This window comes from Achromobacter xylosoxidans (assembly GCF_014490035.1).
Lineage (GTDB): Bacteria > Pseudomonadota > Gammaproteobacteria > Burkholderiales > Burkholderiaceae_B > Achromobacter > Achromobacter bronchisepticus_A.
The window spans coordinates 2,265,982-2,288,681 of sequence record NZ_CP061008.1 but is presented as its reverse complement, the minus strand read 5'-3'; the positions used below and the strand labels follow the sequence as shown (position 1 = coordinate 2,288,681).

Genomic DNA, 22,700 nt, shown 5'->3' with positions numbered 1-22,700 from the left:
GATGTGTAACGAACACTCCTAAGTTTTCGAAAACATTATTAAAACCTGCTGAACGGCGGTTATCTTGGCCTGAAAATAGTTTCCGCAACCCAAGAATATTTCGAAATAATATCAATGCGATGAGTCCGGGGAGGCGGAATTTGAAATTATTTGTCATTCTGCCGGTAATGCTGGCACCATATGCGCACCGGCAAATGCAACTTTTTCCTAACACTGTTGCAGGCCTTTTCCATCCGATACTCAACCGGGATCGGCTATCCGTTCAGAAACGCCAGCGGAAATGAGAGACGAAAAAGGCAAGAGACGCATGTTTCCGGCGAGTCCGCTTTGCCTCGCCCTCTTGTGCATGATGGCGGCCGGCTCTCAGGCCAGGGCGGAAGGCCCGCTACGCGGCAATCCGGTGGACGCCATGCCGCGGCTGGAGCGTCCGCCCTCGGCGACGCAACCCCCGCCCTACGTCCAGACGGCAACGCCGGAACAACTGGCCTTGCAGGCCCGGCTGGCTCAACGCATCGTGCCGCGCAATTTCGACGTCAGCGGCGTGCGCGCCATTCCATTCGAGGAAGTATCCGGACTGCTCAGCCCGCTCGCGGGCAAGGAAATCAGCCTGGGCGAACTGGTCCAGGAAGTCGACAAGATCACGCAGCTCTACCGCGACAAGGGCTTCCCGCTTTCCTTCGCGCTGCTGCAGAACCAGACCTTCGCCAACGGCCTGGTGGTGGTGACGGTGGTCGAGGGCTACATCGCCAACGTGCGGATCGAAGGCGACATCGGCAATGCGCAGGACCGGCTTGAAGCGCTGGCCGCGCCGATGCAGGAAGAACGGCCGCTCAAGCAGGCCACGCTGGAACGTCAGTTGAACCTGATGCGCACCGTGCCCGGCGTCAAATTCACGCCCAGCCTGGATTTGCCCCGCCGCGCGGACGGCGCGACCGAACTGGTGCTGGCGGCCAGCCGCCAGCCCGTCAGTCTGACGGGCGGCATCGCGGATCTGGGCACCGGCATGCAGCCCATCGTGAACCTGGCGACCAACAGCCTGACGCCCCTGGGCGAGCAAGTGAAGCTGACTGCCTCGGTGCCCTTCAATACCGATGACGTGAAGTACGTATCGGGCGAAATCCGGGTGCCGATTGGTGCGGACGGCCTGGCGATCAAGATCGACGGTTATCACTACGATGCCCGGCCCCAGGACGACGCAATCGAAATGCTGGGCTTCGAACGCCGCGTGAAGAACGACCGCATCGGCGTCGGCGTGAGCTATCCGTTCCTGTTGAACAACACCCGATCGCTGACTGGAACCCTGGGCGTATACGCGGCCAATTCGAAGGACCGTTACGAGGCCCGCAGTACCGACCGCTGGCTGCAGCAGGATGCGCAGGTGCGCGCGGCGACCGCCGAAATGCGCTACATCCAGGTGTCCGAGACCAAGGCCACCGACGTTACGCTGAGCGTGGCCAAGGGTTTTGACGCCGCCGGTGCGAAAAAGGATATATCGACCAACTACGGTTATTCCGCCACCCCGCTGCTGGACCTGGATTTCACCCGCTACAACCTGAACGCCAGGCAGACCTTCGTGCTGCCCGCCCAGATCGGCCTGGTTTTCTCGGGCGCGGCGCAATACTCCAGCAACATCCTGCCCTCTTCCGAACAGATCTCGTACGGCAGCTGGCGCTACGCCATGGGATATCCGCAGGGCGAGCAAAGCGGCGACAAGGGCGTCGGCGCATCGGCGGAAATCAATCGCCGCTTCGGCGTGGGCTGGGAATACCTGTCCAGCGTGCAGCCCTATGCCTTGGTCGACTACGCGCGCACTTGGTACAACAACAAGGACCTGCAGACCCTGAACCAGCGGCACCTGTCTTCCGTGGCCCTGGGCTTGCGCTTTACCGACGACAAATACTATCTGTTCGATTTCAACGTGGCCAAGCCAGTGGGATCGGCCACCGTGAACGACAACCGCAACGTGCGCTTCAACGCCAACTATTCGCTGTTCTACGACGCGTTCTAGGCGCCCTGGACGACGCGCCCGGCAAGCAGATGAACGCCCGCTACGACGGGCGTTTTTTCTTGGGCGACGCCGCCGGCGTTACGTAACGTCCGACGTAACGTTACGTCGGATGGACGGCTTTCCGTAACATTCGCAGGCTCCTGGCGATCGTAAAAATGCGGATTTTCCAGATTTAAGGAAAACCCTTAATTTCCTGGATACCCTATTGATAACAAAGCGATTTAATTCATCAAGAATTACCGGAACTGGCGTTTTGAAGCGGGTCTGAAAAATCTTGGCATGGTTTGTGCATGAGGAAGCGTATCGGGTTGTTTCGACGCCTGACTCTTCCAACCAAAGGAGCTCGCCATGCATACCCATTCCGACACGCGCCGCCTGCAACGCGCCCTGACCGCCACCGTCCTGGCCACCGCACTGGTGAGTGCCCTGGCCGCCTGCGGCGGCGGCGGCGGCGGAAAGAAAACCGCGGGTCTGCCCGGAACGGACATTCCGACCAACCCTGGCGGTGGCGGCCTTGATCCCGGCGGCGGCCTCAATCCTGGCGGCGGCACCAACCCCGGTGGCGGCACCAACCCTGGCGGCGGCACCAACCCTGGCGGTGGCACCAATCCTGGCGGTGGCACCAACCCCGGCGGCGGCACCGATCCTGGCGGCGGCACCAACCCGCCGCGCGTGAGCGGCCTGCTGGAAACCACGCTGGGCAATACCGGCGCAGCGCTCGACAACACCCTGCCCCTCAATCTGGACACAACCTTGAGCGGCGTGGGCAAGGCGCTGGATCCCACAATCAAACCGGTAGCCGACACCGTCGTCGGCCTGACCCAGCAGATTGGCGCGACCACCGGTCTGGGGCAGCCGACTGACGGCGTCGTCCGGCAGGTGGGAGGCCTGGTCAGCGACCTGGGCACCAACGTCAAGGGATCGGGACTGCCCGGCGGTTTGGGCGCCGGCGTGGGCGGTCTGGTGGACGGCTTGGGCAAGACCGTCGCCAGCACCGGCGGCCTGCTGAACGCGAACCCCAACAATCCGAATCCGCTGACGACCGTGCTGGGCAATGCCACCGGCGCGGTGGGCGCCTTGACCGGGGCGCTGTCGGGCCAGGGCGGCCTGCTGCAGCCCATCACCCAGGTGGTGGGCGGCGTGACCGGCGGCGTGCTTGGCGGCCCCACCACTCCGCTGCTCGAGCCTGCGCTCGGCAATGTCGGCAAGACGGTCGACAACGTGTTGCCACTGGGCCTGCAGCCCATGCTGGCGGGCGTGGGCGGCGCGCTCGATCCCACCGCCAGTCCCTTGGCCGGCAAGGTCACGGGACTGACGCAGCAAGTGGGCGATGCGACCAAACTCGGTGCGCCGGTGGCCGGCCTGTTGACCAGCCTGGGCGGCACGGTCACCAATCTGGGCGGCGCGTTGCCGGGCGGCACGCCGGGCTTGAACGGCGTGCTGCAAGGACTGGGCGGCGCGGTCGCCAGCGCGGGCGGCCTGCTGCATGCCACGCCGGGCAACGCCAATCCGCTGGGTTCGACGCTGGCCAACGCCACGGGCGCGGTCGCCTCGCTCACCGGCGGTCTGGGCCTGGGCGGGGTGACGGGCGGCTTGACCGGCGGCGCAAACGGCACGGGCGGCCTGCTGGCGCCCGTGACGGGTCTGCTGGGCGGCGTGACCGGGGCCGTAGGCGGCGCGACTGGCGGCGCCAACGGCGGTCTGCTGGCTCCGGTGACGGGCCTGCTGGGCGGCGTGACGGGCGCCGTCGGCGGCACGGCGGGAGGCGCTGCTGGCGGCGGCTTGCTGGGCGGACTGGTCGGTGGATTGACGGGGGCCGGCGGCGCCGCTGCCGGAGCCGGCGCCTCGGCCGGCACGAACGGCGGCGGCCTGCTGGGCGGGCTGGTGGGTGGCGTGAATGTTGCGGCCGGCGCTGGCGCCGGGGCGAGCGCAGGCGCCCCTGCCGGCGCGCCCGCCGCTACAGGAGGATCGGGCGGCACGAGCGGCGGCGCCGCCAACGGCGGACTGCTCGGTGGCCTGCTGGGCGGGGTGACAGGCAGCCTGACGGGCGGCACGGCGGCGGGCGGATCTTCCGGCGGGACCGCCAACGGCGGCTTGCTGGGCGGACTGCTCGGCGGCCTGGCCGGCAAGAAGTGATCCATCGCAACCGCCAGGAACCCACATCATGCTGCAACAACAGACCTACTTTCACCACGAGCATGTGACCGGCATGGCTGAATCAGCAGGAAGCAACCGGCGGTCCGGCATGCTGGACGAAATCGTCCTGCTGCTGGGGCGGCAGTTCGCCGCCTACAACGCGGCATGCCAGTCGGCCCTGGCGGAAAAGCTGGGCATTCCCCTGGCGGACCTGAAGGCGCTGGAGCTGGTCATGGAGTTCGATGCCCTTCCAACCGGCCATCTGGCCCAGTTGATGGGCATCAGCTCCGGCGGCGCGACGGCCTTGATCAACCGGCTGGAAGCGGCCGGTTATGTCCAGCGCGGCCGCCACCCGCTGGACCGCCGGATGATCGTGATCCGGCCGGTCGAGGAGTCGTGCCAGGCGCTGGCGCAGGAACGGCAGTGGATCGCCGAAGCCATCGCGACCACGGCACGCGGTTATGACACCGCGGAACTGGAAGCGGTGCACGCCTTCCTGACGCGTTGCGGCCGCAGCCTGAAGCGCGACACGCTGGCGTGGCTGGAAAGAGGCAGCGCACACCAACCCGTGTAACCATGCGGCGGGGGCCCGGCCCCCGCCGCATGAGCCGGATCAGACCGCTTCGGAGGGCCCGAAGTGCAGACGCGGCACCGCAGCCAGCAGCCTGCGCGTCATGTCCTGGCGCGGTTCGTGCAGCACCGCATCGGCCTGGCCCAATTCGATGATGCGTCCGCCGTCCATGACGGCGATGCGGTCCGCCAGATACTCGACCACGCCGAAGTTGTGCGTGATGAACAGATAGGCAATGCCCAGCTCAAGCTGTAATTCACGCAGCAGGTCCAGGATCTGGGCTTGCACGGAGACATCCAGCGCCGACGTGGGCTCATCGCAGATCAGCACTTTGGGTTCGACCGCCAGCGCCCGCGCAATGGCGATCCGCTGGCGCTGGCCGCCCGAGAATTCGTGCGGATAGCGCGCCAGGGTATTGGACGGCAGGCCCACGCGTTCGATCAGCCTTGCGGCATGCGCGCGGCGCGATTCCTTGTCCATGCCGGCACGCAGGGACGCCAGCCCCTCATCCAGGATGTCGCCTACCCGCATGCGCGGATCGAGCGAGGCATACGGGTCCTGGAAGACGATCTGGATGTCCTGCCTCAGCCGCTGCAGCGTGCGCCGGTCCGCCGACAGCACGTCCTGCCCCTGCAGCATGGCCCGGCCCGATACGCGCGCGCCGTCGATCAATCGCAGCAACGCCTTGCCCGTGGTGGTCTTGCCGCAGCCGGACTCGCCCAGCAGGGCCAGCGTTTCGCCGGCCTTCAGCGTGAAGGTCACGCCGTCCACGGCCTTGACCCAGGATGCGACGCGGCGCAGCGGCCCCTTGCGCACGGGGTAATGGACCTTCAGGTCCTGCACGTCCAGCACCACGCCGGCATCGCGCGCCTGGGCGTCGGCGGCCACCCGGGCCGCGTCTCGCGCCATGGCCTCGCGGCCGCTTTCCGTGAGCGGCGTACCGCGCTTTTCGAACGTGGGGATCGCTTCGAACAGCTGCCGCGCATAGGGGTGCTTCGGCGCGCGGAAGAACTCCCCGGCGTCGGCGCTTTCGACGATCTCGCCGCCGCGCATCAGCGCCACGTGGTGGGCGACGTTCTTCACCACCGCCAGGTCGTGGGTGATCAGCAGCACCGCCATGCCCATTTCCCGCTGGATGTCGGCCAGCAGATCCAGCACCTGCGCCTGCACCGTGACGTCCAGCGCCGTGGTGGGCTCGTCCGCGATGAGCAGCAAGGGCTCGGCCGCCAGCGCGATGGCGATCATGACGCGCTGCTTCTGCCCGCCCGAGAACTGGAACGGATAGTCGTCGATGCGCCGCTCGGGCTCGGGAATGCCCACCCGCCGCAGCCAGTCCACGGCGCGGGCGCGCGCCGCCGCGCCGCGCAAAGGCGTATGGGCGATCAGCGTTTCGATGATCTGGTCGCCCACCCGCATGACCGGGTTCAGGCTGGTGGACGGTTCCTGGAAGATGATGCCGATGCGCCCGCCGCGCACGCCGCGCATGGCGCTTTCCGGCAGGCGGTTGAGGTCTTCTCCGTCCAGGTCGATCTGTCCGCCCACGATGCGGCCGGCGTCGGGCAGCAGGCGCAGCAGCGCCAGCGCCGTCATGCTCTTGCCGCAACCCGATTCGCCGACCAGCGCGAAAGTCTGCCGTCTGGAGATCGCCAGCTGCAGCCGCTTGACCGCATGCGTCATGCCGCTTTCGCCGGCGATATCGACGTCCAGGCCATGCACTTCGAGCAAGGGAGCCTGGCTCATGGCGCATCTCCCGGGCGGGACTGGCGCGTATCGGTCGCCAGGGCCGTGCGCGGCGCGCGGCCGAACAGGCCGAGGCGCGCCATGCGGCCGGGCTTGTAGCGGCGCGTGCGCGGATCAAAGGCATCGCGCACCGCGTCGGCAAACAAATTGGCCGCCAGCACCAGCGCCAGCATGAACAGGAATGCGGTCAAGAGGTTCCACCAGATCATCGGGTCGCGGGACATTTCCAGACGGGCGCCATCGATCATGGAGCCGAAGGAGTTCATGCTGGGATCCACGCCTATGCCCAGATAGGACAGCACCGCCTCGTACAAGACCAGGCCGGAAAATTCCAGCACCACGGTGATCAGGACCAGGTGCGCCACGTTGGGCAGCAGATGGCGGGTCATGATGCGCCAGTGGGAAACGCCGAAGGCCCGCGCCGCCTGCACGTATTCCAGCTCGCGCAGCTTGAGGGTTTCGGCGCGCAGCAGGCGGCACAGCCCGGCCCAGCCGGTAAAGCCCAGGATCATGCAGAGCAGGAACAGCCGCAGGTCGGCGCGCGCGGCTGATGTGTCGAACAGGTCGGCATGGTTGTCGATGTACACCTGCATCATCAACGCGCAGGCGGCCACCAGCAGCACGCCCGGAATCGAGGTGATGGTGGTGTAGAGGTACTGGATGCCGTCGTCGACCTTGCCTTTGAAATAGCCGGCGGCGATGCCGAAGACGATGGCCGGCGGCAGCATGGCGATGGTGGTGAGGCTGCCGATGACCAGCGCGGTGCGGATGCTCTTCAGGGCCTGCCACAGCACGTCGTTGCCGATGCGGTCGGTGCCCAGCGCGTGATAGCCGCTGGACAGGCCGGCCAGGGCGCCAGCCGTCAGGCACAGCAGCGTGAAGGTGACGGCCATGGCGCGCCAGGGTACGTCCGAAGCCGCCTCGTCGGCGGCCCTTGCGGCGCGCCGCCGGGCCAGGCCTGCGTACATCAGCCCGATCACGGCGGCGGACACCGCCAGCCCTGCGGCCAAGCCCAGCCCGAGCCGCTTGGCGACATCGCCCAGGTGGTCGCGGTCGGCGTCTTCCAGATGCACGCCCGCTCCCCGCAGCCGGGGAAAGTCGCGCACCGGCTTGTCGTTGACGAGCATGGTTTCCTTGGTGAACTGCCGTATCGCCAAAGGCTCGGAATAGGTCTTTTCCGGCGTGGTCAGCACGGAACCCGTGAGCAGTCCGTCCAGCGCCGAGCGCACCGCAGGCGCATAGGCCGGCGGCGCGTCGGCCGCGGCGCCGGGGGCCGGCGGCAGCAGCGGCCGGTAATGCACCGAGTCCAGCAGGCCCACCACCACGAACGCGGCCAGAATCACCGCCGAGCACATGGCCGGCGTGTCGCGCGCCACGCGCGCCCAGGTCGCGCGCAGGTTCGGGCTGCGGCGCACATGCCATACATAGGCCAGCGCGCCCAGCGCCATGAGCCACAGCGCGATATCGGTCCAGAGGAAGACGAACTTGGGCATGGCGGCTACTCGAATCGGACGCGGGGGTCGGCCAGCGTGTAGGAAATGTCGGCCAGGATCAGCCCCACGATGTAGAGGGCGGCGCCCAGGAACACCATGGCGCGCACGATGGAGAAGTCCTGCGCGTTGATGGCGTCGATGGTGTAGCTGCCCAGGCCGGGAATGCCGAAGAAGGACTCCGCGATCAGGCTGCCCATGAACAGCAGCGGCAACGCGGCCACCGTGCTGGTCAGGATGGGCAACATGGCGTTGCGCAGCACGTGCCGGAACAGCACGACGCGTTCAGCCAGGCCCTTGGAACGCGCGGTGCGCACATAGTCCTTGCCGATCTCCTCCAGGAACAGGGTGCGGTAGAAGCGCGCCTCCGGCCCCAGCCGCGACACGATCGCGACCAGCACCGGCAGCGCCAGGAACTTGACCACGTCCAGCCCACCCGAAAAGCCCGAGAACGGCACCAGCCGCAACAGCTTCGCAAAGACCCATTGGCCGGCGATGATGTAGAACAGGCTGGAGATGGACAGCAGCAGCACGCAGACCACCACGCCCCAGAAGTCGAGCCGCGTGGCGCGGAAATACACCAGCGTCAGGGAAAAGACGATGCTGACGAAGAGCCCCAGGAAGAAGGTGGGCACCGCCAGCGCCAGGCTGGGCCCCATGCGCGTCTTGATCTCGCGGCCGATGTCGCGCCCGCCGTCGGACGCGCCGAAGTCCATGACCAGCAAGGGCACCGAACGCTGGTAGAACACCGTGTCGGTCAGTTGCGCCGCGCCTTGAGCCTTGGCATTGAAGAACAGCGGCTTGTCGTAGCCGCGCTCGACCTTCCATTTCTCCACGGCTTCCTGGTTGGCGCGCTGCCCACCGATGGCCAGCCGCGCCATGTCGTCGGGCGTGTTCACGGCGAAGAACAGGATGAAGGTGAAGAGATTCACGCCGATCAGGATCAGCACGCCGTACAGCAACCGGCGGATCACATAGCCGATCATGATTGATGCTCCTTGCCCAGGGCCGGCGCGAATGCCGTCTGGCGTTCACGCCGCTTCAGCGCCACATATGACGGCCATATCGCCAGCGCCAGCAATAGCGCGAACAGGCCTATCGGCCACCACCTCGGATAATTCCACTCGTCGATCTTCTGCTGCCGCAGGACCGGGTCTATCTTCATGTACTGCAGCGTATTGCGCACCATCTGGGTCGGCTTGGCATTGCCGACCCACTGCTGGTACGCGCCGCCCGACATCGGGAAGTAGCCGAACATCCAGGGCGCGTCGCGCTGCACGATGGCGGTCATCTTGGCGATGAGCTGTTCCTTTTCGGGGCCATCGTCCAGGAACTTCATCTGCTCGAAGAGGCGGTCATATTCGGGGCTGGCGTAGTTGGCCGCGTTCTCGCCGCCGCCCTTGGCCTTGGCGTTGGGACCGTAAAGCAGGAACAGGAAGTTCTCGGCGTCGGGGTAGTCGGCGTTCCAGCCCCACAGGAAGATCTGCGCGGACCCTCGCATCATCTTGTCCTGGAAGCGGTTGTAGTCGGTGGCGCGCACGTCCAGCTGCACGCCGATCTTGGCCATCTGGCGCCGCATCCAGTCGAACTGCGGATTGGAGCCGCCGCCCTGCATCGAGTCGTAATAGAGCACCAGCGGCGCCCCGGTCTGGGCGTTGCGGCCGTCTGGGTAGCCGGCCTCGGCCAGCAGGCGGCGGGCAACGTCCACGGACTTGCGCACGGGCTTGCCGTCGACCAGGTTGTAGACCACCGGGTTCACGCCTTCGGGCGGCTCGCGGTAGCCGAGCACGCCCGGCGGCACCGGGCCGTAAGCCACCGATGCCTGGCTGTTTTCGAACACCGCGACGTACTCTTCCCAGTCGAAGGCGATGCTGATGGCCTGGCGCAGCTTGCGGTTCCTTTCTTCCTGTTCCGGCGTGTCGCCCTTGCCCACCACCGGGTCCAGCCAGTTGAAGCCCATGTACCAGTTGGCGGTCTCGACGGTCGTGGGCAGCTTGATGCCGTGTTCGTTGTACAGGCGCGCCTTGTCCTGGCTGTCGCCCGCCGCGACCAGCATGGCCACGCCGTACTCGCCGCGCTCGATCTGCGGCACGTCGTAATAGCCCTGCAGGAACTTGCCGGTCAGAGGGATGGCTTCCTTTTCGACGCTGAATTCCGCGCGGTCGATGAAGGGCGTGGGCTTGCCGCAGTCGGCCAGCAACCCCGCGGCCGCGTCGCCGGGCTCGCCTTCGCAGGGATAGGGTTCGCCGTGGAAGTTGGGGTTGCGGCCCAGCACGTGGCGGCGGTTCTGCAGCGACTCCACCAGCATGTAGGGGCCGGTGCCGACCGGCCACGTATTGAACGACAGGTCGTGCGCCGCCATGCCGGGCTGGCTGTAGAAGCGGTCCGCTTCCCAGGGGATGGGCGCGGTGAACGTCATGGCCAGCCAGTACTTGAACTGCGGGTACTTGCCGTTGACGCGGATGCGCAGCGTATGCGGATCCAGCGCCTGCACGCCCGTAAAGCCGTCGGCCTCGCGCAGATCCAGCCAGGGCGGCGCGCCGGCGCCGCCCGGCATGTCTTGCCGCAGCGCCTGGTCGCGCTGGCGCAGCCGGTCGGCATACTCCTTCAGGCCCGTCACGTGCTCGGTCATGAGGCTGGAGATCGGCGACACCACGCGCGGGCTGACCAGGCGCCGGAACGCGTAGACGTAATCATCGGCCGTCAGTTCGCGCGTGCCGGTGCGCGGGAAATCGGGAATGTAGAACTTGTCGTCCAGTTCGCCTGGCGCCAGCGGGAAGTAGTCGTAGCTGCCGTCGGTCTTGCGGGCGAATGCCGGATGCGGCGCAAAGCGCGCCCCCGGCCGGATCTTGATGTCGTAGATGCTTTGCGCGATCTGCTCGCCGGGCGTGTCGGCGGGCAACGTGTTGCCCTGCGCGTCCAGGTAGACGGGCGGGTCGATCGACGCCGCCGCGCGCGGCACCAGTTCGTAGGGCCGCTTCAGGTAGTGGTAGCCGTACAGCGTCTCATAGATGTTGTACGTATAAGGGGTCTCGTCGCCGGAATAAGAGCTGGCCGGATCCAGGTACTTCGGAGAGCGTTTGACGAAGGCGGAAAACAGCGTGTTCTGGCTTTCGGCGCCGGACGGATAGGGGCTGTTGATGGGGCTTTCTTGCGAGCAGCCCGCCAACGCCAGCGACAGCAGCATGGCCGCCGCCCAGAGCCGCTTCAATGCACGCATGGAAACCTTCCCTTCGAATCGTTGCGACAGAGGATAGCAAACACGGGCCGGGGACCATACCCAGGCATCCCCCAGGGCTGGCGGCGCTTGGGCGCGGCGTTCCGGGCCGGCCCGCGCGGGTTCAGCCGCACTGGCGCTGCCGCCAGCAGTCGTAGCGCCACTTCCAGGGTTGCATGGCGCCGGGCTGCGCCCACAGGCCGCGCCCGGCCGCCTTGGCCTGGCGCTGCAGGTCCGGCATGGCCTTGTCGCGCAGGTAGTCCCCCTGGCGCGCCGTATAGGCCCAGGCGTAACCGGCCTCCACTTGCAGGCGGTTGGCCGAGCGGCCGTCATCCAGGATCAGGGCGCAGACTTCCCGGCCGTACTGATCCTTCTCGTAGCATTGCGCGGTGAGCGTCTTGCCTGCGACCAGACCGGCCAGGTTCTTGCGCGAGGCCTCGGCATAAGGCTGTCCGGGTTGATCGGACCCGTGGCCCTCTTCGGGAGCATCGATGCTGTCCATGCGGATGCGGTGCTGGCCGTCGGGCGCGCGCAGGGTCACGGTATCGCCGTCGGCCACGTTCACGATCGTGCCGGTGAGCGTGTAGCTGCCCTGCGGGACGCCGCCAGCCAGCGTCGCGCCGGGCCGGCCCTGTGTGGAAGGGGCCGGACGTTCGGTGCGCCCATCTCTTTCCGAAGGCTGCAGCCAGTTGACGATGGCGCCCGCCGCCGCGAGGATCACGGCGACGATCAGGGCGGTCAGCTTGCTGCCGCCGCGTAAGGGAGATTTGCCGCGCACCAGCCGGGCTCCAGGTAGGAAAACGCAGGCAGTTTGCCATAAAGGCGGGACGTGGAGTCGCGCCCGGCCGGCGGGTTACGCGCGCTGGCCGCCGGCGGCCCTGCGCGCTGCCCCCCCTCCTACAGCCAGCCGGACTTGCGGAAGCGCCAATACAGGACCGAACAGATCGACACGATGACGCCCAGCGTGATCGGATAGCCCCAGGGCGATTTCAGTTCGGGCATGAACTCGAAGTTCATGCCGTAGATGCCGGCAATGGCCGTGGGCACCGCCAGGATGGCGGCCCAGGACGCCAGCTTGCGCGTGGTGTCGTTCTGCGCGGCCTGGCCTATCATCAGGCTGGCTTCAAAGGCGAAGGCCAGGGATTCGCGCAGCGAGTTGAAAAGCTCATCCACGCGCAGCACGCGGTCGGCGACCTCGCCGAAATACGGACGGGCATGCTCGTCCACCGCCGACATCTCGACCCGCGCCAGGCGGCGGCAGATCTCGGCCAGCGGCGACACCACGGTATGGATGCGCAGCAAGTCGCGGCGCTGCCGGTACAGCCTGCGGATGTCGGAGTCCTTGGCGCCGCGGATCAGCAGCTTCTGTTCGGCGCCCTCGACCACGGACTCGATCTTGCCGGCGGCCGCCACATAACGGTCCACCAGCCAGTCCAGCAGCTCGGAAGCCACATAGTCGCTGCCGCGCTTGAGCAGGTCGGGCGAGGCTTCCAGACGTTCGCGCAAGGGGCTATGGCCGGCGGTCGCGCCGCGCCGCACCGTGACCAGGAAGCCGTCGCCGATCAGGAACTGGGTCTCACCGAAGATGGGGCGCTCGGCCTCGACCTCGACCGTGATGGCGACGATGAGGATCATGTTGCCGTAGTCGATGATCTTCGGCCGCCGGTGGGCTTCCAGCATTTCTTCCTGGTTCTTGTCGCAGGCGCCGAGTTCGCTGGCGACCTTGGCCAGCACTTCCGGGCGCGGATTGCGCAGGCCGATCCACAGCATGCCGTGGTCCTGGCTGACGTACTGGGCGACCTGGTCGATGGGAACCTCGCGCTCCCGCCGTCCGTTCACGTAGGCGATCGATGCGACGACCTCTCGTTTCGAGTCGTCGGCGGCCTGTTCTTCAGTAGACATAAACACCCTTGGTCAATGCGATCCCGACCGGACAGCTTGTGTATCGGCCGATGATAGCCCAGCCTACGAGAACAGGTTGCGCACCCGCTTGGCCACATCCACGCTGGGCGCCTGCGGCTCCTTGAGCGCTGCGCGCCCGGCGGGCAGATCCGGCAGCTTGGGCAAGTGATCGAACAGCGGCAGAATCGCATTGGTGATGTAGCGCGTGCGCGAACCGTAGACGTGCCGGTCGCCCATGCCGGTCTGCTGGTGCACGTAGAAGCGCTGCGGCACGATGAGCTGCAGCCGTTCCTTGGCGCGCGTCATCGCCACATACAGCAGGCGGCGCTCTTCCTCGATTTCCTCGGCCGTGCCGGTGCTCATGTCCGACGGGATGCAGCCGTCCACCACGTTCAGGACGTAGACCGCCTTCCATTCCTGGCCCTTGGCGGAATGGATGGTGGACAGGATCATGTAGTCCTCGTCGCGATGCGGCGCGCCGGACTCGTCGCTGGTGGCGTCCGGCGGATCCAGCGTCAGCTCGGTAAGAAAGCGTTCGCGCGTGCCGTAGCCCGCGGCGATGCGCACCAGCTGGTCCAGGTCCGCGCGGCGCACGCGCGCATCGTCGTACAGCCGTTCCAGTTGCGCGCCATACCAGCGCAGGGCCAGGTCCACGTCGGCGGGCCATTTCAGCGCGGGATCGCACAAGGCCGCATAGGTATCGGCGAAAGCGCCCCACTCTTCCTGCGCCGCCGCGCCCGGCTTGAATTCACGCAACGCGCGCAGCGGTTCGGCGGAGGCGGACATGGCGTCCATCAGCTTGCCGGCCGTGGCGGGTCCGATGCCCGGCAGCAACTGTGCCACGCGAAAGCCCGCCATGCGGCCGCGCGGATTCTCCGCCCAGCGCAATATCGACAACAGGTCCTTCACGTGCGCGGCCTCCAGGAAGCGCAGGCCGCCGAACTTCACGAAGGGAATGTTGCGCCGGGTCAGCTCCAGTTCCAGCGCGGCGCTGTGGCTGGCGGTGCGGAACAGCGCCGCCTGTGACTTGAGCGTGGCCCCGCCCTCGCGCTGCGCCAGCACCTGGTCGGCCACCCAGCGCGCCTGGCCGGCTTCGTCGCTGACCGTCACCAGTTCAGGCAACTGGGACGACTGGCGGTCGGTCCACAGGTCCTTGGCGTAGCGCTCCGTGGCCAGGCCGATCACGGCATTGGAGGCGTTCAGGATGGGTTGGGTCGAACGGTAGTTGCGGTCCAGCGTGATGACCCGGGCCGGATTGGGAAACTGGTTCGGAAAATCCAGAATGTTGCGCACCGTGGCCGCGCGGAACGAATAGATGGATTGGGCATCGTCGCCCACCACCGTCAAACCGCGGCCGTCGGGTTTCATCGCCAGCAGGATGGCGGACTGCAGACGGTTGGTGTCCTGGTATTCGTCCACCAGCACGTGGTCGAAGCGCGCCCCCACGTCGGCCGCGATGCCGGGATCGCCCATCATCTCGGCCCAGTACAGCAGCAGGTCGTCGTAGTCCAGCACCTGCTGGTCCTGCTTGGCCGCGACGTAGGCGCGGAACAGGTTCTTGAGTTCGTCTTCCCATTGGGCGCACCAGGGGAAGGAGGTCTTCAGCACGTCGGCCACCGGCGTCTGGCTGTTGACCACGCGCGAATAGATGGCCAGGCAGGTGCCCTTGAGCGGAAAGCGCGACTTGGTGGACGACAGGCCCAACTCGTGGCGCACCATGCCCATCAGGTCCTCGGCGTCGCCGCGGTCATGGATGGTGAAGGCTTCGGACAGGCCGATGCGTTGCGCGCAATCGCGCAGCAGGCGCGCGCCGATGGCGTGGAAGGTGCCGGCCCAGGGCAGCGACGGCGCCTGCTGCGTGGCGCGCAGCCGCATCACCCGCTGCAGCACCGAGCCCACGCGCCGCTCCATTTCCAGCGCCGCGCGGCGCGAGAAGGTCAACAGCAGCATGCGCTGGGGATCGGCGCCGTTCAGGATCAGGTGCGCGACCCGGTGGGCCAGCGTATTGGTCTTGCCCGAGCCGGCCCCGGCGATCACCAGCAGGGGACCGTCGTCCCCCGGCGCGCCGGCCACGCCAAACTCGGCGGCCTCGCGTTGGGCGGGATTGAGATCGGCCAGGGGATCGGGACGTTCGGCGGACGGGTTGGACGTATCGGTTTGGTCGGACATGGGACGGGGCCGCAGCATGGCGGCCGCTGAAAACGGCGAGCCCGGACATTGCCGGACCACGAATGAACACTGTATATTTATACAGAATTTTTTCGATAAAGTCTGATTTGCCTGTGGCCATGCGCCTCTTGAGCGGCACCGCCTCCTGGACCGACCCCACCCTGCTGGCCTGCGGCCGCTTCTACCCGCCCGAGGTCCGCAGCGCCGAAGCGCGGCTGCGCTTCTATGCTTCGCGCTTTCCCATGGCGGAGGTCGATTCCAGCTATTACGCCATGCCCACGGCCGAAAACGCCTACTTGTGGGCGCAGCGCACGCCGGACGATTTCGTCTTCAACATCAAGGCCTTCCGGCTGTTCACCGGCCATCAGACGCCGCTGTCCGCACTGCCCGCGGACATCCGGCGCGAACTCCCTGACTGGCCGGAACCCGTCATCTACCACGACCGCATGCCCGCCGACCTGCGCGACGAACTCTGGCGCCGCTACCAGCTTGCGCTGGAGCCCTTGCGCATGGCCGGCAAGCTGGGCGCGGTGCATTTCCAGTTTCCGCCCTGGATCCGGCGCGATGCGCGCGGCCGGGCGCGGGTGGCCGACTGCGCGCGCCGCATGGAAGAACACCTGGTGTCGGTGGAATTCCGCCACCGCAGCTGGTTCGATTCGCCCGCCGCCACCGCGGACACCCTGGCCTTCGAACGCGATCTCGAGGTGGTCCATACGGTGGTCGACAGTCCGCAAGGGTTCGACAACACCGTCCCCGCGGTCTGGGAATGCACCCATCCGGAACTGACGCTGCTGCGCCTGCATGGGCGCAACACGGCCACCTGGAACGTGTCCGGCGCCGCGTCCTCGGGCCGCTTCCAATACGAATACTCGGAACAGGAACTGGCCGAGCTGGCCGAGCGCTTCTCACGCCTGGCGGCGCAAAGCGCCCAGGCGCACGCGGTGTTCAACACCAACTTCGAAGACCAGGGCATGCGCAACGCCGCGGCCTTCGCGGCAGCGCTAGCGCCCGCCTGACGCGGCCACGGGCTGCGCCGCGGCGGACGCGCGCGCCACTTCGTTCAGGCTGTCCAGCAACACCTCGAACTTGCGCGCGATGTCATGCTCGGGCACGCAGGCGTAGCCCAGCAGCAGGCCAGGCCGGCGGCCTTCGTCGTTGACGTAGTAGCGCGACAGCGCGCGCGTCAGCACGCCCTTGCTGCGCGCCACATCCACCACGCGCAGGTCGTCCATGTCCTGCGGCAGCGTCAGCACCAGGTGCAGCCCCGCCATGCTGGCGTCGCGATGCAGCCAATCCGGCCCCAGCCGGCGTTCGATCAGATTGACCAGCATGGCGCGGCGCCGTCCGTACAGCATGCGCATGCGGCGGATGTGGGCGGCGTAGTGACCTTCCGAGATGAACGTGGCCAGGGCCGCGTGCGTCATCAGGTGGCCTTCGCGGTAGAGCTCCGCGTGCGCCGCCTGGAACGCGGCGGTCAAGGTCTTGGGCAGCACCAGATAGCCCACGCGCAGGCCCGGATACAAGGTCTTGCTGAAGGTGCCCATATAGATCACGGGCGCGTCCGGTTCCAGCCCCAGCAGCGAAGCGATGGGCCGGCCGGAGAAGCGGAATTCGCTGTCGTAGTCGTCTTCGATGATCCAGCTGCCGCTTTGCCGCGCCACCGCCAGCAGCTGGCGCCGGCGCGTCAGCGACATGACCGGCCCCAGCGGATACTGGTGCGAGGGCGTGACGAAGATGAAGCGCGGCGGCGTGCCGACGGTTTCCGGCAGGCGCATGCCTTCCTCGTCCACCGGCAGATGCACGGTGTGCAGGCCGTTGGCCTGCAGGATGGTGCGCGCCCCCCAGTAGCCCGGATCCTCGACCCAGGCGGTCTCGCCAGCCTCGCCCAGGATGCGGGTGGTCAGGTCGATGGCCTGATGCGAACCTTCGGTGATGATGATCTGCTCGGGATCGCAATCGATCGAGCGGGTCAGCGCCAGATGCTGGGCCAGCGCCTCGCGCAGGGCCGGCAGCCCGCCGCCGTAGGCGTAGGTCAGCAGGTCGGGCGAGGGATTGCGCCACAAGGCGCTGAAGATGCGGCCGAACTTCTTGTGCGGGAATTCGGTCAGGTCGGGCACGCCGGGCATGAAGGCGCCCCACTGGTAGGGCGAGGCCGAGACGCCATCGACGATGGCGGCGCCACGCGGCGACAGCGCCGGGCGCGGCTGCGCGGGCGGCGGCTGGCGCTTGCGCCGGCCGCTGGCCAGGTAGGAATCCGGCACCGAGGCGTTGACGAAGGTGCCGTTGCCCTGGCGGCTGCGGGTGTAGCCTTCAGCCAGCAGCTGGCTGTAGACGTGAACCACCGTGTTGCGGGCGATGCCGAGCTCGGCCGCCAGGTCGCGCGACGCGGGCAGGCGCGAGTCCGCGGCAATGGCTCCATCCAGGATGGCTTCACGGATGCCGCGGTACAGCCGCTTGTTCATGGGCTCGCTGGAGCCGTCCGCCAGCCGCAGCTGCAGCAAGTCACCGACTATGGACCGCAATTGGTTCTACCCGATTTATAAAAGTGGTTCCCACAAATGGGGCCATCGTAGCATTAAATAAGGTTTTCCCGCCCATCATGCTCTCTGAGGCTGAGATGAAGAATCAGGACCTGAATACCCGCCGTTCCCTGGCCACGCCGCGTGGCGTCGGCGTCATGTGCGACTTCTACGCGGTGCGCGCCGAAAACGCCACCCTGTGGGATGCCAATGGCAAGGAATACATCGATTTCGCAGGCGGCATCGCCGTCCTGAACACGGGCCACCTGCACCCGAAGATCAAGGCCGCGGTCGCCGCGCAGCTGGACAACTTCACGCACACGGCCTACCAGATCGTGCCGTACGAAGGCTATGTCTCGCTGGCCGAGCGCATCAACCGCCTCGCCCCCATCGACGGCCTGAAGAAGAGCGCCTTCTTCACCACCGGCGTCGAAGCCGTCGAAAACGCCATCAAGATCGCGCGCTCGGCCACCGGCCGCTCGGGCGTCATCGCCTTCTCGGGCTCGTTCCATGGCCGCACCATGCTGGGCATGGCGCTGACCGGCAAGGTCGCCCCGTACAAGCTGTCGTTCGGCCCGATGCCGGGCGACATTTATCACGTGCCCTTCCCCAACGCCACCCAGTCCATCACCGTGGCGGACTCGCTCAAGGGGCTGGACCTGCTGTTCAAGTGCGACATCGATCCCAAGCGCGTCGCGGCCATCATTCTCGAACCTGTCCAGGGCGAAGGCGGCTTCAACATCACCCCGCCTGAACTGATGACGGCGCTGCGCAAGATCTGCGACGAGCACGGCATCCTGCTGATCGCCGACGAAGTCCAGACCGGCTTCGGCCGCACCGGCAAGCTGTTCGCCATGGAACACCACTCGGTCCAGGCCGACCTGATCACCATGGCCAAGAGCCTGGGCGGCGGCTTCCCGATCTCGGGCGTGGTCGGCCGCGCCGACGTCATGGACGCACCCGCCGCCGGCGGCCTGGGCGGCACCTATGCCGGCAACCCGCTGGCGGTCGCCGCGGCGCATGCCGTGCTGGACGTGATCGCCGAGGAAAAGCTGTGCGAACGCGCCGTCGCCCTGGGCGACAAGCTGCGCGCGCATCTGGAAGGCCTGCGCGCCAAGGTGCCGGGCATCGCCGACGTGCGCGGCCTGGGCTCCATGGTCGCTCTGGAACTGAACGATCCCGCCACCGGCAAGCCGGACGCCGAAGCGGTCAAGCGCGTGCAAGCCCGTGCCATCGAAAAGGGTCTGATTTTGCTAAGCTGCGGTGTGTACGGCAACGTCCTGCGCTTCCTGTACCCCTTGACCATCCCCGACGCCCAGTTCGATCGCGCACTGGCCATCCTGTCCGAGGCGCTCGCCGCCTGACGCACAGGACCTGAACTACCGGTATTCCGGCGGGCAGGCACAAGTTTTGCGGGCGTAGCGGATCAGCCGCCACGCCCGCAAGCCGTTTCCTGGCCCACCGCATCCCTTCAAGGAGACTCCAATAATGACCGCACTGACCCATCCCCTGGCGCGCCCCGATCTGCTGCGCGACGCCTGCTACATCGACGGCAAGTGGGTAGCCGCCGGCAACGGCCCGTCCATCCCCGTGGACAATCCCTCCACCGGCAAGACCATCGTGTCGGTGCCCAAGCTGGGCCGCAAGGAAGCCGAACAGGCCATCGCCAGCGCCGAGGCCGCCCTGCCCGCCTGGAGCGCCAAGACTGGCAAGGAACGCGCCGCCATCCTGCTGAAGTGGGCCCAGCTCATGATGCAGAACCAGCAGGACCTGGCCGCCATCATGACGTCCGAGCAGGGCAAGCCCGTGACCGAAGCCGCCGGCGAAATCGCCTACGCCGCCTCGTTCCTGGAGTGGTTCGGCGAAGAAGCCAAGCGCATCGACGGCGACATCCTGCAAAGCCCCAAGGCCGGCCAGCGCCTGATGGCGCTCAAGCAGCCCATCGGCGTCACCGCCGCGATCACGCCGTGGAACTTCCCCGCCGCCATGATCACCCGCAAGGTCGGCCCGGCCCTGGCCGCCGGCTGCACCATGGTGGTCAAGCCCGCCCAGCAGACCCCGCTGACCGCACTGGCGCTAGCCGTGCTGGCTGAAGAAGCCGGCGTGCCCGCAGGCGTGTTCCACGTCATCACCGGCAGCTCGCGCGAAATCGGCGCGGCCCTGTGCGAAAGCGACGTGGTGCGCAAGCTGAGCTTCACCGGCTCCACCGAAGTCGGCCGCACGCTGATGGAGCAATGCGCGCCCACCATCAAGAAGCTGTCGCTGGAACTGGGCGGCAATGCGCCCTTCATCGTGTTCGACGACGCTGACCTGGACCGCGCGGTCGACGGCATCCTGGCTTCCAAGTACCGCAATGCGGGCCAGACCTGCGTCTGCGCCAACCGCATCTACGTGCAGGCCGGCGTGTACGAAGAAATCGCCAAGCGCCTGGTCGCCAAGGTCGAGGCCATGAAGGTCGGCGACGGCTTCGCCGACGGCGTGACCCAGGGTCCGCTGATCGACAGCAGCGCCGTGGAAAAGGTGCAGGAGCACATCGCCGACGCCACCGCGCACGGCGCCAAGGTGATCGCCGGCGGCAAGCCCCACGCGCTGGGCGGCACCTTCTTCGAACCGACCGTGGTGCGCGACGTGACCCAGTCCATGCGCTTCGCGACCGAGGAAACCTTCGGCCCGGTGGCCCCGCTGTTCCGCTTCGAAACCGAAGCGGAAGTCATCGGCATGGCCAACGACACCATCTTCGGCCTGGCCGCCTACTTCTTCACCCGCGACTACGCCCGCATCTGGCGCGTGTCCGAGGCCCTGGAGTACGGCATCGTCGGCATCAACACCGGCATCATCTCCAATGAAGTCGGTCCGTTCGGCGGCGTCAAGCAATCCGGCCTGGGCCGCGAAGGCTCGAAGTACGGCATCGAAGAGTACCTGGAAATCAAGTACCTCTGCGTGGACCTGGGCGCCTGACGGCCCCTGGCGCACTGCGGCCCCCGCCGGTTTCTGCCGGCGGGGGCCACTTGCATTTGCCCGGCGTGCTGGCGGGAGTCCGATATGTTGCATCGCGGCCTGCGCCGGGCATGGTAGATTTGCGCGTTCCCTGACCGAACGAGTCCGTATGAGCAGAACCTTCACCCGCGAGGACACCCGCCGGCTTGCCGCTATCCTGGCCGAAACCGCGCAGACGGAAGTCATGCCGCGCTTTCGCAATCTGCCGGAAGGCGCGGTGCGCGGCAAAAGCTCCGCCCGCGACCTGGTGACCGACGCGGACGAAGCCGCCGAGCGCCTGATCGCCGCGCGCCTGGCCAAACTGCATCCGGGCGCCGTGCTGATCGGGGAAGAAGCCTCGGCCCGCAATCCCGCGCTGCTGAACATGCTGGTCGACGCCGACCTGGCCTTCCTGATCGATCCCATCGACGGCACCCGCAACTACGTCGCGGGCCTGCCTCTCTTCGGCATGATGATCGCCGCCTGCCATCGCGGCGACGTGATCGCGGGCGTCATCTACGACCCGGTCAGCCGCGACAGCGCGCTCGCCGTGCGCGGCGAAGGCGCCTGGATGGAATATGAAAACGGCAAGCAGGCCCAGCTCGCGGTGGCCAGCCCCGCGCCGCCCGAAGACATGGACGGCCTGATCTCGACCGGCGCCCTGCCCGAACCGATGCGCACCACCGTCAACAGCAACCTGTCGCGCCTGGGCAGCACCGCCTCGCTGCGTTGCGCCGCGCATGAGTACCGCATGCTGGCCGCCGGGCACTGCCACATCGCGTTCTACAACCAGTTGACTGCCTGGGACCACGCTGCCGGCTGGCTGCTGCACCGCGAGGCCGGCGGCTACGCGGCCCACTTCGACGGTTCGCCCTACAAGCCCACGCATCGCACCGGCGGCCTGCTGTATGCGCCGGACGCCGGCAGCTGGCACGCGGCCCGCAAGGCGCTAATGGGGGACATGGCGGACGCCGCCGAGACTTGACAAACGCTGCCCGAAAAAGGTCGAAAACTCGGGGTTATCCCTAGGAGTTATCCCCAGTTCCTGTGGACAACCCTATGGAAAGGTCTGTAACAGCGGAAAAAAACCTTTGCAGGGCAAGCACTTGCTTAGACCGGTCAAAAACCGGCCGGCCCTAGGGCGTGTTACAGCGCGTCCAGCGCCACGGCGCAGGGCAGTTCCACTTTCAGGGTCAGCATGCTGTCGGCGCGGGTGCGCCCCAGGTTGATGGCGGCTATCGGCATGCCGTTGCGCGACGCGGCGCTGACGAAGCGGTAGCCGGAATACACCATCAACGATGACCCCACCACCAGCACCGCGTCCGCGTTCATGAGGCCGGCATTGGCGTGGTCCACGCGCTCGCGCGGCACGGTTTCGCCAAAAAAAACCACGTCCGGTTTGACGATGCCGCGACAGCGCGGACAGGGCGGGACCTGAAATTGCGCAAAGTCCTCGCCTTCCAGGTCGGCGTCGCCGTCAGGCGCGTCCGAGGCTTCCAGCAGCGTCCATTCCGGATTGCCGTCCTGCAGCGCCTCTTGCCAGGCCTGGCGGCCGCCGCGCCAATCGCAGGCCATGCAACGCACCTCGTCCAGCCGGCCGTGCAGGTCCACGACGTCGCGGCTGCCGGCGGCCTCGTGCAGGCCATCGACGTTCTGCGTCACCAGCACCGAAACGCGGCCGCGCGATTCCAGCCGCGCCAGCGCCCGGTGCGAGGCATTGGGCTGCACCTGGCCGAAACGGCGCCAGCCCACCATGCTGCGCGCCCAATAGCGCGCCCGCGCCAGTTCGCCGCCCATGAAGGTCTGCAGCGTCATGGGCGGCTTGCGCTTCCATTCGCCTTCGGTGTCACGGTAGTCGGGGATGCCGGAGTCGGTGCTGACGCCCGCTCCCGTCAGCACGAACAGCCGCGGGTGGCGGTCGACAAAGCCGCGCAGCGCGGCCAGATCAGAGACTCGAGTGTCCATCCAGGCT

Annotated in this window: 16 protein-coding genes; 7 read left to right on the top strand and 9 right to left on the bottom strand. The window is 67.1% G+C overall.

The features are described from left to right. Nucleotides 1-346 precede the first annotated feature (346 nt). The 3 genes from IAG39_RS10755 (at nt 347) to IAG39_RS10745 (ending at nt 4,718) form a co-directional block, all read left to right on the top strand. Nucleotides 347-2,008, top strand: a complete 1,662-nt coding sequence (locus IAG39_RS10755) for a ShlB/FhaC/HecB family hemolysin secretion/activation protein (protein WP_118934998.1) — start codon at nt 347-349, stop codon at nt 2,006-2,008. A gap of 348 nt (nt 2,009-2,356) precedes the next feature. Further along, complete coding sequence (locus IAG39_RS10750; protein ID WP_187774095.1) at nt 2,357-4,144, top strand: collagen-like triple helix repeat-containing protein; 1,788 nt, start codon at nt 2,357-2,359, stop codon at nt 4,142-4,144. 28 nt (nt 4,145-4,172) lie between these two features. Further along, nucleotides 4,173-4,718 (top strand): MarR family winged helix-turn-helix transcriptional regulator, encoded by a 546-nt coding sequence (locus IAG39_RS10745; RefSeq protein WP_118933831.1) that lies wholly within the window; start codon nt 4,173-4,175, stop codon nt 4,716-4,718. 39 nt (nt 4,719-4,757) lie between these two features. Here the strand turns inward: IAG39_RS10745 and IAG39_RS10740 are convergent, their stop codons facing one another. The 7 genes from IAG39_RS10740 to IAG39_RS10710 form a co-directional block, all read right to left on the bottom strand. Next, a complete protein-coding gene (locus IAG39_RS10740) occupies nt 4,758-6,455 on the bottom strand; it encodes an ABC transporter ATP-binding protein (RefSeq protein ID WP_118933832.1) in 1,698 nt (565 codons plus the stop codon). Next, nucleotides 6,452-7,948, bottom strand: a complete 1,497-nt coding sequence (locus IAG39_RS10735; protein WP_118933833.1) for an ABC transporter permease — start codon at nt 7,946-7,948, stop codon at nt 6,452-6,454. The genes IAG39_RS10740 and IAG39_RS10735 overlap by 4 nt, the downstream gene beginning before the upstream one ends. A gap of 5 nt (nt 7,949-7,953) precedes the next feature. Next, complete coding sequence (locus IAG39_RS10730; protein ID WP_059372223.1) at nt 7,954-8,931, bottom strand: ABC transporter permease; 978 nt, start codon at nt 8,929-8,931, stop codon at nt 7,954-7,956. Continuing rightward, nucleotides 8,928-11,165: an ABC transporter substrate-binding protein gene (locus tag IAG39_RS10725; RefSeq protein ID WP_118933834.1), complete on the bottom strand. Its 2,238-nt coding sequence runs from the start codon at nt 11,163-11,165 to the stop codon at nt 8,928-8,930. Before IAG39_RS10725 ends, IAG39_RS10730 begins: the two co-directional genes overlap by 4 nt. A 121-nt stretch (nt 11,166-11,286) precedes the next feature. Then, nucleotides 11,287-11,943 carry a thermonuclease family protein gene (locus IAG39_RS10720; RefSeq protein WP_165867919.1) on the bottom strand — a complete coding sequence of 219 codons (657 nt, stop codon included), beginning with the start codon at nt 11,941-11,943 and terminating at the stop codon, nt 11,287-11,289. A gap of 116 nt (nt 11,944-12,059) precedes the next feature. Beyond that, nucleotides 12,060-13,064: a magnesium and cobalt transport protein CorA gene (locus IAG39_RS10715; RefSeq protein WP_059372212.1), complete on the bottom strand. Its 1,005-nt coding sequence runs from the start codon at nt 13,062-13,064 to the stop codon at nt 12,060-12,062. 63 nt (nt 13,065-13,127) lie between these two features. Further along, nucleotides 13,128-15,233: an ATP-dependent helicase gene (locus IAG39_RS10710; protein ID WP_118933844.1), complete on the bottom strand. Its 2,106-nt coding sequence runs from the start codon at nt 15,231-15,233 to the stop codon at nt 13,128-13,130. A 119-nt stretch (nt 15,234-15,352) separates the two neighbouring features. On the opposite strand from IAG39_RS10710, the gene IAG39_RS10705 reads away from it, so the two are divergent. Beyond that, on the top strand, nt 15,353-16,249 hold the full coding sequence (locus IAG39_RS10705) for a DUF72 domain-containing protein (protein WP_118933845.1): 897 nt from the start codon (nt 15,353-15,355) through the stop codon (nt 16,247-16,249). Here the strand turns inward: IAG39_RS10705 and IAG39_RS10700 are convergent. Continuing rightward, on the bottom strand, nt 16,235-17,755 hold the full coding sequence (locus IAG39_RS10700; RefSeq protein WP_353506935.1) for a PLP-dependent aminotransferase family protein: 1,521 nt from the start codon (nt 17,753-17,755) through the stop codon (nt 16,235-16,237). The two genes, IAG39_RS10705 and IAG39_RS10700, sit on opposite strands and share 15 nt — an antisense overlap. Nucleotides 17,756-17,850: 95 nt before the next feature. Here IAG39_RS10700 and IAG39_RS10695 point away from each other — a divergent pair, with 95 nt between their 5' ends. From IAG39_RS10695 to IAG39_RS10685, 3 genes are all read left to right on the top strand, one after another. After that, a complete protein-coding gene (locus IAG39_RS10695) occupies nt 17,851-19,116 on the top strand; it encodes a 4-aminobutyrate--2-oxoglutarate transaminase (protein WP_118933836.1) in 1,266 nt (421 codons plus the stop codon). 124 nt (nt 19,117-19,240) lie between these two features. After that, nucleotides 19,241-20,710, top strand: a complete 1,470-nt coding sequence (locus IAG39_RS10690; protein ID WP_054453045.1) for an NAD-dependent succinate-semialdehyde dehydrogenase — start codon at nt 19,241-19,243, stop codon at nt 20,708-20,710. A gap of 148 nt (nt 20,711-20,858) precedes the next feature. Continuing rightward, nucleotides 20,859-21,713 carry an inositol monophosphatase family protein gene (locus IAG39_RS10685; protein WP_059372208.1) on the top strand — a complete coding sequence of 285 codons (855 nt, stop codon included), beginning with the start codon at nt 20,859-20,861 and terminating at the stop codon, nt 21,711-21,713. Nucleotides 21,714-21,874: 161 nt separating this feature from the next. Here IAG39_RS10685 and IAG39_RS10680 read toward each other — a convergent pair whose 3' ends face one another. Beyond that, a complete protein-coding gene (locus IAG39_RS10680; protein WP_118933837.1) occupies nt 21,875-22,693 on the bottom strand; it encodes an NAD-dependent protein deacetylase in 819 nt (272 codons plus the stop codon). Nucleotides 22,694-22,700 lie beyond the last annotated feature (7 nt).